We start from the raw sequence: 14,085 nt of genomic DNA, 5'->3' as shown, positions 1-14,085 counted from the left end.
ATAAATGATGAATATTAAAGAAAATACAAATGCGCCGGTGATATCTATTGAGGATATTTCAATCAGCTACGGTGACGATAAATATGCGGTGAAACATGTTTCGGCAACGATAGACGATAATTCTATCACAGCCATCATGGGACCATCCGGATGCGGCAAAACTACTCTATTGAGGGCAATCAACCGTATGCACGAGCTTTACCCAAACATCAGTACTGAGGGTAAAATATTACTCAGTGGTGATAATATCTATGAAATGCCTACAATAAATCTGCGTCGCCAGATTGGTATGGTATTCCAACGCCCAAACCCTTTCCCCACACTCAGCATCTACGATAATGTGATTGCCGGTTACCGTCTCAACGGCATTCGTATGAAGAAGCAGGAACGTGATGAGATCGTAGAGAAGTCGTTGCGTGATGTGGCCCTGTGGGACGAGGTGAAAGACACATTGCATAGCAAAGGTAATTTCCTGTCAGGCGGTCAGCAGCAGAGACTTTGTCTCGCCCGCACTATAGCCTTCCGTCCGAAAGTGATATTACTCGATGAGCCTACTTCGGCTCTTGACCCTATATCCACTTCTAAAATAGAAGACCTGCTTGTGGAACTGAAAAAGAACTATACCATTATTATGGTCACTCATAATATGTCGCAGGCTGCGCGTATATCAGACAAGTCGATGTTTATGTATCTAGGTGAATTGGTGGAATATGACAACACCAAGAAGATGTTTACTACTCCGACAGATCCGCGTACCGAGGCATATCTTACAGGTAAGTTTGGATAACGTTTAATTACAAATCGCTTCGTGCATTAAAAATAACATTATGGCAATAACAAAAGACAATGCATTACATTCCTTATTGAGCCATTTCAATGAAATGGTGGAATTGGTAATGCGCCAGTTGGAAATCGTGGATAAGCTTCTTGTTGACGGCACCATAGATATTCCCGCTCAAATTCAACAAGAAATAGAAAATAATGAAAATCGTATAGACGGTTTCGAGATAAGTCTTGGCAACGAGATTATCAATATTATTGCGTTGCAGAATCCTGTAGCATCTGATGTCCGCAAGATAATTTCCGCTTATCAGATGGTTTCCAATTTGGAGCGTATCGGTGATCAGGTGAAGAATATAGACAAGTTTCTTTCTCGTATAGAGGACAAAACTGTGTTTGAACATATGTTGCCTGTCATATCGAGTATGATGGCGTCAAGTATATTGATGGTTAAGAAATCAGTCTCAGCTTTCCTTAATGATGATAATGATGCGGCCGTCTGGACTATTAAAAACGATGATTTTGTAGATGATATTAATCACAAACTCATAAAGGATACTATCAAGAAGAGCCAGTATTCAGAAGAAACACGTCATCTACTCTTTACCTTTATTAATCTTAATGGCATCATATCTAACATTGAACGTATTGCCGACCATGCCACAAATATAGCTGAGGCTTCAATATATACAAATGTGGGCGAAAATTTGCGCCATCCGAAGGTGGAAAAAGATGAAGAAGAAACTAAACTAAACCATTAAATTATAATATAACTGGATTTTAATTGTTAGTTGATTGTTGATATTCGTAGGAAGGTGGGTCGTTGAGGTTCGCCTTTTTTTGTTTGCCTTCTTTGAGATTAGACAGGTGTATTCATACATAAAAATGCGTAATTATATGATATTTAATGTTTTGTTATATGAATGCAGTGGCGTGGGCAATACATAATCATACATCTGTTACTGTTGTTTTATACAAGTAACAAGTAGTTATACTAAAGCTATGCTCCGAGAGTGCAAAAGCAAAGCTCTGATAATGCAATAGCTATGCTCCGACAATGTGAAAGCTATGCTTTTGATGGAAATGTAGAGCTATATTTTGTCTGGTAGCTATGTGCTTGTATTGCATGAGTTGTCTTTTTAAATATATAAAGAATACTTAGGCTTTAAGATTGGCCATAATATGTATGATGAATGTATGATTGTGTATATTTGCTGAAAAATTATGTGCTTGATAATCAATGATATAGGGATGTCTTTGTGTATGATGTACCTTTTCTGATAAAACTATTGTAGGATAATTTGCATTATAATATTAGGTAACATATTCTTAGTGGCAAAAAAGACAGCGAAATACACATAGTGTAATACTAAAATTAGAATAGTTTCGAGAAATAATGAAAATATCAATATGATGATATGTCTTTGTTGCTAATTCATTTGGAACAAAATATTATTTGTATTAACTTTGCCACAATAAACAAAGACTACCAATTAATATGAAAAAATCTATATTATGTGCACTCGCCTTAGTTGCTGAATTGTTCGCAACACAGCCTATAAATGCCCAGATACCGATAGATTATGTATGGAAAACACCTAGTAAAAACTCATCAGAATCTATGCCATGCGGAGGAGGCAGCGTAGGAATGAATGTGTGGGTGGAAAATGGAACTATCTTTTTCTATGTTTGTAGAACAGGCTCTTTTGATGAAAATAATACAATATTAAAGCAAGGCCGCTTCCGTATAAATCTTATTCCGGCGCTGAAGACTGATGCCAATTTCTCACAGATTCTACATTTGAGTGATGGATATGTATCAGTTTCTGATGGTGAAAAAACTGTAAATATATGGGTTGATGTCTTTAAACCTGTGATACATGTAGATATTGATGGAAAACAGAGTTTGAAAGTTGAGGCTAGTTATGACAATTGGCGAATTGAAGATAAACAATTAGGAGATAGAGAAAGATTCCAGACTTCATATAAATGGAGTGCACCTAAGGGAACTGTTACTCATCGTGATTCAATATCAGCTGATAAACAATCGATAACATTCTTCCATCATAATGGAGAACTCACTATATTTGATGCTACTGTGGCTCAACAAAAAATGGAAAGTGTTAAGACGATTATGTATAATCCACTTAAGAATCTTACATTTGGAGGGGAAATGTCAGGTAATGGTTTCTTCTTAAAAGGAGAAAATAAAGGAGTCTATGCAGATACTCCATATTCAACATGGATCTACGAGAGCGTAAATGCAGCGAAGCATCAACAATTGCAGATAACATTAGCATCTGCGCAGGGTGATATACCGCAGTGGAAAAATGAGTTGGAAAAAACAAAAACAGCAGTTAATACTAAAAAAGACAAGGACATTACTCGTAAATGGTGGAAACAATATTGGCAACGTAGTGTGATTGAAGGAAATGGAGAATGTGCAGCTATAACACGAAACTATACCTTGTTCCGTTATATGTTAGGTTGTAATGCTATTAGTGAATGGCCAACAAAATTTAATGGAGGATTATTAGCTTTCGACCCTGTATATGTGGATAAAAATAATCATTTTACGCCTGATTACCGAAATTGGGGTGGTGGAGTACATACAATGCAGAATCAGCGCCTTGTATATTGGCCTATGTTGAAAAGCGGAGATTATGATGCAATGAAGTCACAGTTTGATTTCTATTTGCGTATTCTAGAAAATGCACAATTGCGTAGTAATGTCTATTGGAATCATAAAGGTGCTGCGTTTACCGAGCAGATGGAAAATTTCGGTCTCCCTAATTTTGATGAGTATGGTAAAAAACGTCCAGTTGGCTATGATCCGGGAATACAATACAACGCATGGTTAGAGTATACATGGGATACTGCGTTGGAATTTTGCGAGATGATATTGGAAAGTGAAAGTTATTCGAATAATAATATAAGTGAATATATCCCATTCGTAAAGTCTACGCTTGATTTCTTTGATGAACATTATCGTTACCTTGCTAAATCAAGGGGAATAAAAGAACTTGATGGTGATGGGAAACTCATTATATATCCTGGATCTGGAGCAGAAACATTCAAGATGGCATATAATCCTACTTCAACTGTTGCAGGGCTCAAAGTCGTTACTTCCTCACTTATAGCTTACCTGTCTAAACATAATTCAGATTCTATATCATTAAATAAGTATAAAGAACTGTTGCAACGCATACCGGATATTTCTTTCAGAGAGGTGGATGGACATAAAATATTGTCGCCTGCTGTAACATGGGCGAGGGTTAATAATACAGAACCAACAGAATTATATCCGGTTTTTCCATGGCATATATATGGTGTTGGAAAACCAGATATTAAGTTAGCTCAAGATACATACCTATATGATCCTTTTGCATTGAAATTTAGATCACATGTAGGATGGAAACAAGATAATATTTGGGCAGCAGATTTAGGACTTGCTGATGAGGCTGCAAGACTAGCACAACTGAAACTGTCTGATGGCCCTTATCGCTTTCCTGCTTTTTGGGGACCAGGATTTGATTGGTCTCCAGATCATAATTGGGGAGGAAGTGGTATGATTGGTCTGCAGGATATGCTCTTACAAGAGGCCGACGGGAAAATAATAATATTCCCTGCGTGGCCAAAATCATGGAATGTACATTTTAAACTTCATGCTACACAGAAAACGACAGTTGAGGCAATTCTTAAGGATGGCAAAATAACAGAACTTATAGTTTTGCCTAAGTCAAGAACTAAGGATGTAGTGAGCAACATCAATTAATGTTGCTCCTTACTATCTTCTTCAAGATACCATTTAGAATACATAACGTAATGCCTTGCAAAGTCTTCTGCTTGATTAGGTTTGGTCTTCTTTATGAACTTGGCTGGTACTCCACCCCATATTTCGTGAGAGCCTATCTTTGTATTGGATAAAACTAAAGCTCCGGCAGCTATTATAGCCCCTTCACCTACTTCACAGTTGTCTAGTAAGGTAGATCCCATTCCTATTAGTGCACCATCATGTATCGTGCATGCATGAACAGTGGCATTATGCCCAATAGTTACATCATTACCTATATTAAGAGGACCTATCTTATTTGTTACATGCAGGCATGAACCATCTTGTACGTTAGTTCTGTCGCCTATATGTATAGGACAGACATCACCTCTTAGAACAGCGTTAAACCATATTGAACATTCATCACCCATTACTACATCGCCTACAATGGTGGCGTTCTCGCTGAAGTAACATTCTTTTCCCCATTTAGGAGTAAGTCCTTTTATAGATTTAATTAAAGCCATAATATTTATTATTAATAAAAAAGCAGTATGGAATTCATCTTGAAGACCATACTGCTTTTGTTTGTATCCCGTTAGATGTTATTTCAAGTTAGGATTGATTTCGCCCCATTTTTCAACTGGAGGAACAACACCAAGGTCAATAACTTCCTGACGCATAGTAACGAGGTGCTCATAGCTCTTCTTAAGAGCGTCCATCTCTTCAGCAGTACCTACAACTTCTTCGTAAGCAGAACCATTCTTTGTGATAGTTACTTCCATAGCCATCATGATATGGTCAATACCAGCGAATGATACGTAGCGACCTGCAGGCCATGCGAATTCTTCACCACCCATAGCTGCTTCAATCATACGTACTGATACATATGCAGGGCTCTGGAATGAAGAACGACCACGAAGTTTGATGATGTTAGAACCACCCTGAACTGTTTTCTGCTTGATCTCTTCCCACTGCTCGTTTGTAAGCTTAGATGTACCGATAAGGTCTGTTAGAGGTGTGCCGGCAACCTTTGCTGTAGAAGCAAATACAGCCATAGCTTCACCATGACCTCCGTATGTGCGACAACCTGTTACTTCGCTCTGAGCTATACCGAAGTGTTTAGCTAGTTCGCTCTGAAGACGAATAGAATCTAGAGCTGCAAGTGTAGAAACCTGTGATGGTTTCAGACCAGACCAAATAAGAGTAACTAGACCGGTAATGTCTGCTGGGTTGAAGATGATAACAACGTGTTTAACATCAGGGCAATATGATTTGATATCTTTACCTAGTTGTTCTGCTACTCCAGCATTACCTTTCAGTAAATCCTCACGTGTCATACCTTGTTTACGTGGAGCACCACCAGAAGAAATAATGTATTTAGCACCTGTAAGCGCTTCTTTTACATCTGTTGTGAATGTGAAGTTTACACCTTCAAATCCGCAATGACGCATTTCTTCTGTTACACCTTCTAGTCCTGGCTCGTAAACATCATAAAGGCAGATGTTAGGAGTAAGTTTTAACATTGCGGCTGTCTGAGCCATGTTTGAACCTATCATTCCGGCTGCGCCGACAATGGTAAGTTTCTCGTTAGTTAAGAATTCCATACTTGTATTATTAATAAATTTATAAACTATCTACTTTTGTCGAACGCAAAGGTAGCAAAAAATGCAATATATTCATTATTTATTTTGCTTTTAATTTGTTATTAAATATGAAAAGGTCTATCTTTGTAAACTCGAAATTACAATTTTATAATGAATATGTCTATAAAAGAAAGAATATCTGCTTTGAGAGATATTATGAAAAGCGAAAATCTTGATGCTTTTATCTTTCCAAGTACAGATCCTCATAATGGTGAATACATTCCTGAACATTGGGAGGGACGTAAATGGATCTCCGGTTTTAATGGTTCGGCAGGGATTGCTGTTGTTACTCAATCTAAAGCAGCTCTTTGGACTGACTCTAGGTATTTTATAGCTGCAGCAGAAAATCTGAAGGGTTCGGAGTTTGAACTCATGAAGGAAAAAGTGCCCGGTACTCCTTCTATAAGTAAATGGTTGGGCGTTAATTTGGCTTATGTTGATAATCCATCTGTAGGGATAGATGGTATGGTAAATTCTCAAACTACGGTGAGTTCTCTTATTTATGAATTAAGAAATGAGGGTGGCATAACGCTCAGAACAAATTTTGATCCTTTGAATTTCATATGGAAGGACAGACCTGCTATACCGGAAAATAAAATAAAAATTCATTCGACCGAATATGCAGGTGAACCTTCTCACGTGAAAATCGAAAGAATACGTGAAAATTTGCACAAGAATCATGCTTGTGGTGTTCTTATATCTGCTTTGGATGATATTGCATGGACTCTAAATATGAGAGGAAATGATGTACATTGCAATCCTGTCTTCGTTTCTTATTTGCTTATAGATCCTGTAGGTGCTACCTTATTTATTAATAGCAAGAAACTTAATGCCGAAACGACGGAATATCTTATAAACGAAGGCGTGACTGTTGATGAATATGATAATGTGAAAAATAGGCTAAAGCAGTATTCTGAATATAATATATTACTTGATCCTGATGAAATAAACTATACATTATATAATATGGTTGGATGTAAGGAAATCGTAAATGGGAAATCACCGGCATCATATATGAAAACCATAAAGAATACGGCTGAAATAAAAGGATTTAAAAATGCGATGACTAGAGATGGTGTGGCAATGGTTAAATTCTTGATGTGGCTTAAACCAGCTGTTGCTAGAGGTGGGCAGACAGAAATGTCAATAGATAAAAAACTAACTGGGTTGCGTGCTGAGCAAAATTTATATAGAGATATATCCTTTGACACAATTGCTGCATATCAGGAACATGGGGCCATCGTTCATTATGAAGCAACAAAAGAAACCGATATCCCTTTGATCAGCAAGGGACTTATATTGATTGACTCTGGTGCACAGTATTTAGATGGAACTACTGATATAACAAGAACAATAGCTCTTGGAGATGTCTCAGAAGAACAAAAGAAAATATATACACTCGTGCTTAAAGGACATATACAATTAGAGATGTTGAAATTTCCAAATGGCGCAAGTGGAACCCAACTGGATGCAATAGCAAAAAAAGATATTTGGAGAGAGGGGATGAATTATCTTCATGGTACAGGACATGGGGTTGGTTCTTATCTGAATGTTCATGAAGGTAATCATCAGATAAGGATGGAATGGAAACCTGCACCGCTACTTTCAGGTATGACTGTTACTGATGAACCTGGTTTGTATCTTTCGGGGCGATTCGGTGTAAGAATAGAAAACACGTTGCTCATAAAACAATATAAAACAACAGAATTTGGCGAATTTCTGGAATTTGAACCGTTAACGCTATGTCCTATAGATACTGTACCAATAGTTAAAAAGATGATGACAGATGAAGAAATATTATGGCTTAATCAATATCATAGAATGGTTTATGAAAAATTATCTCCTTATTTAAACAGTGAAGAAAAGGAATGGCTAATAGCCTCTACAAAGTCTATAAGTAAGTGAAAATGAAATATTTCGAAAAAAAGTGACCAAAAACTTGTAAGTTTCCTAAATTAGATGTAATTTTGCACCCGCAAATTGTGGTAAGGCACCGCAATATTGGTTTAATTTAAAAATTTAAAATAAAAAGAACATGATCGTTGTACCAGTAAAAGAAGGCGAAAACATTGAAAGAGCCTTGAAGAAATTCAAAAGAAAATTCGAAAAGACAGGTGTTGTTAAAGAACTCCGTTCACGTCAGCAATATGACAAACCTTCTGTTTTGAAGAGGCTTAAGATGGAACACGCTGTTTACGTACAGAAATTAAGAGCTAGCGAGGAATAAAAAATCTCGAAAAAATTTGGTGGTTCGAAAATTAATTCGTACATTCGTTGCCGAATAACATTATGAAAGCAACGTCTATATGATGATAAAACAATTTTTGAACTATTTGCAATATGAACGGAATTATTCCATATTAACATTGCAGAGCTACGGTCGAGATTTAGAATCATTCGAATCGTATTTCAAAAATTTGGGTACTCATCTCTCGTGGGAATCTGTTGATTCTGATATTATCCGTGATTGGATAGAGAGCATGATGGATAAAGGAAACACTGCTACCTCAATCAATAGAAGATTGAGCGCTTTGCGTTCCTTTTATCGTTTTGCTATGTCTCAAGGTCTAGTCCTCTCAGATCCTGTCCGGACTCTTTCTGGTCCGAAAAAAAGTAAACCTTTGCCTCAGTTCTTAAAAGAAAAAGAAATTGATGAACTTTTGGATGGTAATATGTTCGGGTCTTCTTTTAAAGATGTTCGCGCGTATACTATAATCATGATGTTCTATGAAACCGGCATTAGACTTTCGGAACTTATAAACATGGAAAAGTCTTCTGTTGATTTGGTTGATTATAAGATAAAGGTGACCGGAAAAAGAAATAAACAGCGTATCATTCCTTTTGGTAGAGAACTTGCGGATGCAATAAAAAGATATCTCGAAATTAGACAGGAATCTTTGATAGAGTCTTCTGATTCAATGTTTGTCACGGATAGGGGAAAACCTATGAATCGTAATCAGGTGCGTTACGAAGTCTCCAAGTATCTTAAAATGGTATGTACATTGAAAAAATGTACACCTCATGTACTTAGACATACATTCGCTACAGCTATGCTTAATCATAATGCGAATCTTGAAAGCGTTAAGAAACTGCTAGGGCACCAAAGTTTGACAACAACTGAAGTGTATACCCATACAACTTTTGAGCAGTTAAAAAAAGTGTATAACCAAGCCCATCCGAGGGCTTAATAAAACAAGGAGGTTACTATGGACATTAAAATTAGTTCAATTCATTTTGATGCAACTGAAAAATTACAGGCATTTATTGAGAAAAAAATTGCGAAATTGGGGAAAACATTTGAGGATATACAAAAAGTTGATGTGCAATTAAAAATTGTGAAGCCTGCAATAGCATTAAATAAAGAGGTAAGTCTAACTGTTGCAGTACCTGGGAGTACATTATTTGTGGAAAAGACGTGTGATACTTTTGAGGAGAGTGTAGATCAAAGTATTGATGCTATGAAGGTCAAATTGGCAAAATATAAAGAAAAAATGCGCCAATATTAAAAAAAACCTTGAAAAATTTTTGTAGTTTAAAAATAATGCCTATCTTTGCAGCCGTTTTACAACACGTCCTAAAACGCAAGCCTAACGGCTGCAGGGATTTGCCTCTTTAGCTCAGTTGGCCAGAGCACGTGATTTGTAATCTCGGGGTCGTTGGTTCGAATCCGACAAGAGGCTCAAGAAGATTGTGTTGTTTAATTAAGGGTGGTTACCAGAGTGGCCAAATGGGGCAGACTGTAAATCTGCTGGCTATGCCTACGGTGGTTCGAATCCATCACCACCCACATCAGAAGAAGTTTTGCGGAAATAGCTCAGTTGATAGAGCACTAGCCTTCCAAGCTGGGGGTCGCGGGTTTGAGTCCCGTTTTCCGCTCCACTGCTGTAATAGCTCAGTGGTAGAGCACTTCCTTGGTAAGGAAGAGGTCCCGAGTTCAAGTCTCGGTTACAGCTCTTCCAAAATTCTTTTTATTAAAAAAGAAGCATAAATAACACGGATTATTCATTTATATAAATAAAACAAGAAAAGCTATGGCTAAAGAGAAATTTGAACGTACCAAACCGCATGTTAACATTGGTACTATCGGTCACGTTGACCACGGAAAGACCACTCTGACTGCAGCTATCACAAAGGTGCTTGCTGAGAAGGGTTTCTCAAAGAGTGATGAGATCAAGTCTTTCGATCAGATTGATAACGCTCCTGAGGAAAAAGAGCGTGGTATTACTATTAACACTGCACACGTAGAGTATGAGACAGCTAATCGCCATTATGCTCACGTAGACTGTCCGGGACACGCTGACTATGTAAAAAATATGGTTACTGGTGCTGCTCAGATGGATGGTGCTATTATCGTTGTAGCTGCAACTGATGGTCCTATGCCTCAGACACGTGAGCACGTATTGCTCGCTCGTCAGGTAAATGTACCTCGCTTGGTTGTATTCCTGAACAAATGTGATATGGTTGAGGATGAAGAAATGCTTGAACTCGTTGAGATGGAAATGCGTGAACTTCTTGATCAGTATGAATATGATGGTGACAATACTCCTATTATTCGTGGATCTGCTCTTGGCGCGCTGAATGGCGTTGCTAAATGGGAAGATAAAGTTCTCGAATTGATGGAAGCTGTTGATACATGGATTCCACTGCCTCCACGTGATCTTGATAAACCTTTTTTGATGCCTGTTGAAGATGTATTCTCAATTACTGGTCGTGGTACTGTTGCTACAGGTCGTATTGAAACTGGTCGTGTTAAGGTTGGTGATGAAGTTGAACTTCTAGGTCTTGGTGAAGATAAAAAATCAGTTGTTACTGGTGTTGAAATGTTCCGTAAGATTCTTGATGAAGGTGAAGCTGGCGATAACGTAGGTATACTTCTTCGCGGAGTCGACAAAGCTGAAATCAGACGCGGTATGGTTCTTTGCCACCCAGGACAGATTAAGCCATATAAGACTTTCAAGGCTCAGATATATGTTTTGAAGAAAGAAGAAGGTGGCCGTCATACTCCATTTGGAAATAAGTATCGTCCACAGTTCTATCTTCGTACAATGGACTGCACAGGTGAAATTACTCTCCCAGAAGGAGTTGAAATGGTAATGCCTGGTGATAATGTAACTATCACAGTAGAACTAATCTATGCAGTAGCTATTAATGTAGGTCTTCGTTTCGCTATCCGCGAAGGTGGACGTACAGTAGGTGCTGGACAGATAACAGAGATTTTGGATTAATATCTAAAACGAATATATTGTAAGGTTCCCGCTTAATCTACGGGAACCTCTTTTACGGGAATAGCTCAGTTTGGTAGAGCACTGGTCTCCAAAACCAGGTGTCGGGAGTTCGAGTCTCTCTTCCCGTGCCCAAATAATAAACATTATGTTTAAGAAAATAGTTAATTATTGCAAGGCATGTTATGACGAACTTGCGCATAAAACTACTTGGCCTTCAAGGTCTGAACTAACACACAGTGCAGTGGTCGTATTATCAGCTTCCCTGGTCATTGCTGTTGTTGTGTTTGTAATGGATACTGTCTTTAAGTTTATTATGAACAACGTCTATCCAAGTTAATCGTTTTAGAAATGGCTGGAACAGAAAAAAAATGGTACGTGCTTCGTGCCGTAAGTGGAAAGGAAGTAAAGGTAAAAGAATATATCGATGCTGAACTTAAACACAACGTTACTCTTGCTGACCATGTTTCACAGGTTTTAATACCTATGGAAAAGCATGCAAGCGTTCGTAACGGAAAACGTGTAGTTAAGGAGAAAACTTTTCTCCCTGGCTATATATTGGTAGAAGCGAACCTTAATGCGGATATCGCGCATATTTTGCGCTTTATGCCTAATGTTTTGGGTTTTCTAGGCGGCATGGATTGTCCTTCTCCTGTAAAGCAGTCGGATATAAATCGAATTCTAGGAAATGCTGAAGAGACTGAATTGGCAACAGAGGATACTAATGTACCTTATTCTGTTGATGAGACTGTTAAAGTAATTGACGGCCCTTTCAGTGGTTTCAGTGGAGTAATAGAAGAGGTTAACGCTGTTAAACGTAAACTTAAAGTTATGGTTAAGATCTTCGGACGTAAAACTCCGCTTGAGTTAGGTTTTATGCAAGTTACAAAAGAATGAATTGTATTTGTTACGGTACATGGAATTCTTTATAATAATAAATAAATAATAATTAGAAATGGCTAAAGAAGTTGCTGGATTAATCAAATTACAGATTAGAGGTGGCGCTGCAAATCCTTCTCCTCCAGTAGGACCAGCATTAGGTTCTAAGGGAATCAATATCATGGGATTTTGCAAAGAGTTCAACGCCAGAACCCAGGATAAGGCAGGAAAAGTTCTTCCTGTTGTTATCACATACTACACTGATAAGTCATTCAGCTTTGTAATTAAAACTCCTCCTGCTGCTGTACAGTTGCTAGAGATTGTTAAAATTAAAAGCGGTTCTGCAGAACCAAACCGTAAAAAAGTTGCATCTGTAACTTGGGAGCAGGTAAAGGCTATTGCAGAGGATAAAATGACTGACTTGAATTGTTTCACCATAGAATCAGCTATGAAACTAGTTGCTGGAACTGCAAGAAGTATGGGTATAACTGTAAAAGGGGACTTCCCTGGTAAATAATTAATAACTTCAATTTAAAAAATGAGTAAACTGACAAAAAATCAAAAATCAGTAGCTGATAAGGTTGAAGCAGGGAAAGCATACTCTTTGAAAGAGGCATCAGAATTGGTTAAGGAAGTAACCACGACCAAGTTTGACGCTTCACTCGATATTGATGTACGCTTAGGTGTAGACCCACGTAAAGCGAACCAGATGGTTAGAGGTGTCGTATCACTTCCTAATGGTACTGGTAAGGTTACACGTGTTCTTTGCCTTTGTACACCGGATGCTGAAGCTGCTGCTAAAGAGGCAGGTGCTGATTACGTTGGTCTTGATGAGTATATCGAAAAGATCAAAGGTGGATGGACTGACATTGATGTCATCATAACAATGCCGTCTTGTATGGGTAAAATTGGTCCTTTGGGTCGTTTTCTTGGTCCAAGAGGATTGATGCCTAACCCCAAAAGCGGTACAGTTACTATGGATGTTGCAAAAGCAGTCACAGAGGTTAAACAGGGTAAAATAGACTTTAAGGTTGATAAGGCTGGTATTGTCCATACTTCAATTGGAAAAGCTTCTTTTACAGCTGAACAGATATTTGAAAATGCTAAGGAATTTATTTCTACAATTATCAAATTAAAACCATCATCTGCAAAGGGTACTTATATTAAGAGTATCTTTATTTCAAGCACTATGAGTACAGGTATCAAAATTGATCCTAAATCAGTTGAATAACTCGTAAAAGTTTAGTAAAATGAAAAAGGAAGTAAAAGATACTATAATAGTTGAGCTCGGAGAAAAGTTGAAAGAATTTTCTCATTTTTATCTAGTTGATGTAACTGGATTGAATGCTGAAAAAACAAGTAGCCTTCGCCGTAAATGCTTTAAGAGTGAAATCAAGATGGTCGTTGTTAAGAATAAACTTCTTCACAAGGCTTTCGAGGCTTCAGATGTTGATTTTGAACCTGTTTATGGTTGTTTGAAAGGTAGTACAGCTGTAATGTTCTGTAATACTGCAAATGTTCCAGCTAAGTTGCTGAATGATTTTAAGAAGGAAGGAATTCCTGCTCTTAAAGCAGCTTATGCAGAGGAGTGTTTCTATGTAGGTTCAGACAAGTTGGATGATCTTGTATCTCTAAAGAGCAAGAACGAGGTTATTGCAGATATTGTGGCATTGCTACAGTCACCGGCAAAGAATGTCGTATCAGCTCTTCAATCAGGCGCTGGCACTATTCATGGTGTGCTGAAGACTTTAGGAGAGCGTCCTGAATAAAAAATTAAGTCAAGAATATT

The 14,085-nt window shown here is 37.8% G+C and carries 15 protein-coding genes and 5 tRNA genes; 18 read left to right on the top strand and 2 right to left on the bottom strand.

Annotation, left to right across the window (positions count from 1 at the left end; translation table 11 throughout):
• The first annotated feature begins 4 nt into the window (after positions 1–4).
• The 3 genes from pstB to XYLOR_RS09105 all read left to right on the top strand — a co-directional run bounded on the left by pstB (position 5) and on the right by XYLOR_RS09105 (position 4,555).
• Positions 5–787 carry a phosphate ABC transporter ATP-binding protein PstB gene (pstB, locus tag XYLOR_RS09115; protein ID WP_036878694.1) on the top strand — a complete coding sequence of 261 codons (783 nt, stop codon included), beginning with the start codon at positions 5–7 and terminating at the stop codon, positions 785–787.
• A gap of 40 nt (positions 788–827) precedes the next feature.
• Positions 828–1,541: a phosphate signaling complex PhoU family protein gene (locus tag XYLOR_RS09110; RefSeq protein WP_036878693.1), complete on the top strand. Its 714-nt coding sequence runs from the start codon at positions 828–830 to the stop codon at positions 1,539–1,541.
• 737 nt (positions 1,542–2,278) lie between these two features.
• Positions 2,279–4,555 carry a DUF5703 domain-containing protein gene (locus tag XYLOR_RS09105; protein ID WP_036878690.1) on the top strand — a complete coding sequence of 759 codons (2,277 nt, stop codon included), beginning with the start codon at positions 2,279–2,281 and terminating at the stop codon, positions 4,553–4,555.
• Here the strand turns inward: XYLOR_RS09105 and XYLOR_RS09100 are convergent.
• Both XYLOR_RS09100 and XYLOR_RS09095 read right to left on the bottom strand, forming a co-directional pair.
• Positions 4,552–5,076, bottom strand: coding sequence for a gamma carbonic anhydrase family protein (locus XYLOR_RS09100; protein ID WP_036878688.1), 525 nt, complete (start codon positions 5,074–5,076; stop codon positions 4,552–4,554). The two genes, XYLOR_RS09105 and XYLOR_RS09100, sit on opposite strands and share 4 nt — an antisense overlap.
• Before the next feature lie 78 nt (positions 5,077–5,154).
• Positions 5,155–6,156 (bottom strand): malate dehydrogenase, encoded by a 1,002-nt coding sequence (locus tag XYLOR_RS09095; protein ID WP_036878686.1) that lies wholly within the window; start codon positions 6,154–6,156, stop codon positions 5,155–5,157.
• 156 nt (positions 6,157–6,312) lie between these two features.
• Between XYLOR_RS09095 and XYLOR_RS09090 the strand changes: the two genes are divergently transcribed.
• From XYLOR_RS09090 to rplJ, 15 genes are all read left to right on the top strand, one after another.
• Positions 6,313–8,100: an aminopeptidase P family protein gene (locus XYLOR_RS09090; RefSeq protein WP_084608655.1), complete on the top strand. Its 1,788-nt coding sequence runs from the start codon at positions 6,313–6,315 to the stop codon at positions 8,098–8,100.
• A 130-nt stretch (positions 8,101–8,230) separates the two neighbouring features.
• Positions 8,231–8,422, top strand: a complete 192-nt coding sequence (rpsU, locus tag XYLOR_RS09085; protein ID WP_036878682.1) for a 30S ribosomal protein S21 — start codon at positions 8,231–8,233, stop codon at positions 8,420–8,422.
• Positions 8,423–8,501: 79 nt separating this feature from the next.
• Complete coding sequence (locus XYLOR_RS09080; RefSeq protein ID WP_036878680.1) at positions 8,502–9,383, top strand: tyrosine-type recombinase/integrase; 882 nt, start codon at positions 8,502–8,504, stop codon at positions 9,381–9,383.
• Positions 9,384–9,401: 18 nt separating this feature from the next.
• Positions 9,402–9,701, top strand: coding sequence for a ribosome hibernation-promoting factor, HPF/YfiA family (gene hpf, locus XYLOR_RS09075; RefSeq protein ID WP_036878678.1), 300 nt, complete (start codon positions 9,402–9,404; stop codon positions 9,699–9,701).
• A gap of 100 nt (positions 9,702–9,801) precedes the next feature.
• Positions 9,802–9,875: transfer RNA gene (locus tag XYLOR_RS09070), tRNA-Thr, on the top strand.
• Positions 9,876–9,900: 25 nt separating this feature from the next.
• Positions 9,901–9,982: transfer RNA gene (locus XYLOR_RS09065), tRNA-Tyr, on the top strand.
• A gap of 16 nt (positions 9,983–9,998) precedes the next feature.
• Positions 9,999–10,074: transfer RNA gene (locus tag XYLOR_RS09060), tRNA-Gly, on the top strand.
• 2 nt (positions 10,075–10,076) lie between these two features.
• A tRNA-Thr gene (locus tag XYLOR_RS09055) sits at positions 10,077–10,148 on the top strand.
• A gap of 78 nt (positions 10,149–10,226) precedes the next feature.
• Positions 10,227–11,420 (top strand): elongation factor Tu, encoded by a 1,194-nt coding sequence (gene tuf / locus XYLOR_RS09050; protein ID WP_036878676.1) that lies wholly within the window; start codon positions 10,227–10,229, stop codon positions 11,418–11,420.
• 54 nt (positions 11,421–11,474) lie between these two features.
• A tRNA-Trp gene (locus XYLOR_RS09045) sits at positions 11,475–11,548 on the top strand.
• 17 nt (positions 11,549–11,565) lie between these two features.
• Positions 11,566–11,757 (top strand): preprotein translocase subunit SecE, encoded by a 192-nt coding sequence (secE, locus tag XYLOR_RS14175; protein ID WP_084608582.1) that lies wholly within the window; start codon positions 11,566–11,568, stop codon positions 11,755–11,757.
• Between the two features lie 11 nt (positions 11,758–11,768).
• On the top strand, positions 11,769–12,314 hold the full coding sequence (gene nusG, locus XYLOR_RS09040; protein WP_036878674.1) for a transcription termination/antitermination protein NusG: 546 nt from the start codon (positions 11,769–11,771) through the stop codon (positions 12,312–12,314).
• A 58-nt stretch (positions 12,315–12,372) separates the two neighbouring features.
• Positions 12,373–12,813, top strand: a complete 441-nt coding sequence (gene rplK, locus XYLOR_RS09035) for a 50S ribosomal protein L11 (protein ID WP_036878671.1) — start codon at positions 12,373–12,375, stop codon at positions 12,811–12,813.
• Between the two features lie 21 nt (positions 12,814–12,834).
• Complete coding sequence (rplA, locus tag XYLOR_RS09030) at positions 12,835–13,527, top strand: 50S ribosomal protein L1 (RefSeq protein ID WP_036878668.1); 693 nt, start codon at positions 12,835–12,837, stop codon at positions 13,525–13,527.
• A gap of 19 nt (positions 13,528–13,546) precedes the next feature.
• Complete coding sequence (gene rplJ, locus XYLOR_RS09025; protein WP_036878666.1) at positions 13,547–14,065, top strand: 50S ribosomal protein L10; 519 nt, start codon at positions 13,547–13,549, stop codon at positions 14,063–14,065.
• The last annotated feature ends 20 nt before the right edge of the window (positions 14,066–14,085 follow it).

The sequence above is a fragment of the Xylanibacter oryzae DSM 17970 genome, assembly GCF_000585355.1.
Lineage (GTDB): Bacteria > Bacteroidota > Bacteroidia > Bacteroidales > Bacteroidaceae > Prevotella > Prevotella oryzae.
The sequence above is the reverse complement of the archived record's forward strand: the minus strand, read 5'-3'. Positions and strand labels throughout refer to the sequence as shown.

Excerpts from the sequence above, each read along its gene's own strand:
- pstB (WP_036878694.1), top strand. The coding sequence starts at position 5 with ATGATGAATATTAAAGAAAATACAAATGCGCCGGTGATATCTATTGAG.
- XYLOR_RS09110 (WP_036878693.1), top strand. The coding sequence starts at position 828 with ATGGCAATAACAAAAGACAATGCATTACATTCCTTATTGAGCCATTTC.
- XYLOR_RS09105 (WP_036878690.1), top strand. The coding sequence starts at position 2,279 with ATGAAAAAATCTATATTATGTGCACTCGCCTTAGTTGCTGAATTGTTC.
- XYLOR_RS09100 (WP_036878688.1), bottom strand. The coding sequence starts at position 5,076 with ATGGCTTTAATTAAATCTATAAAAGGACTTACTCCTAAATGGGGAAAA.
- XYLOR_RS09095 (WP_036878686.1), bottom strand. The coding sequence starts at position 6,156 with ATGGAATTCTTAACTAACGAGAAACTTACCATTGTCGGCGCAGCCGGA.
- XYLOR_RS09090 (WP_084608655.1), top strand. The coding sequence starts at position 6,313 with ATGTCTATAAAAGAAAGAATATCTGCTTTGAGAGATATTATGAAAAGC.
- rpsU (WP_036878682.1), top strand. The coding sequence starts at position 8,231 with ATGATCGTTGTACCAGTAAAAGAAGGCGAAAACATTGAAAGAGCCTTG.
- XYLOR_RS09080 (WP_036878680.1), top strand. The coding sequence starts at position 8,502 with ATGATGATAAAACAATTTTTGAACTATTTGCAATATGAACGGAATTAT.
- hpf (WP_036878678.1), top strand. The coding sequence starts at position 9,402 with ATGGACATTAAAATTAGTTCAATTCATTTTGATGCAACTGAAAAATTA.
- tuf (WP_036878676.1), top strand. The coding sequence starts at position 10,227 with ATGGCTAAAGAGAAATTTGAACGTACCAAACCGCATGTTAACATTGGT.
- secE (WP_084608582.1), top strand. The coding sequence starts at position 11,566 with ATGTTTAAGAAAATAGTTAATTATTGCAAGGCATGTTATGACGAACTT.
- nusG (WP_036878674.1), top strand. The coding sequence starts at position 11,769 with ATGGCTGGAACAGAAAAAAAATGGTACGTGCTTCGTGCCGTAAGTGGA.
- rplK (WP_036878671.1), top strand. The coding sequence starts at position 12,373 with ATGGCTAAAGAAGTTGCTGGATTAATCAAATTACAGATTAGAGGTGGC.
- rplA (WP_036878668.1), top strand. The coding sequence starts at position 12,835 with ATGAGTAAACTGACAAAAAATCAAAAATCAGTAGCTGATAAGGTTGAA.
- rplJ (WP_036878666.1), top strand. The coding sequence starts at position 13,547 with ATGAAAAAGGAAGTAAAAGATACTATAATAGTTGAGCTCGGAGAAAAG.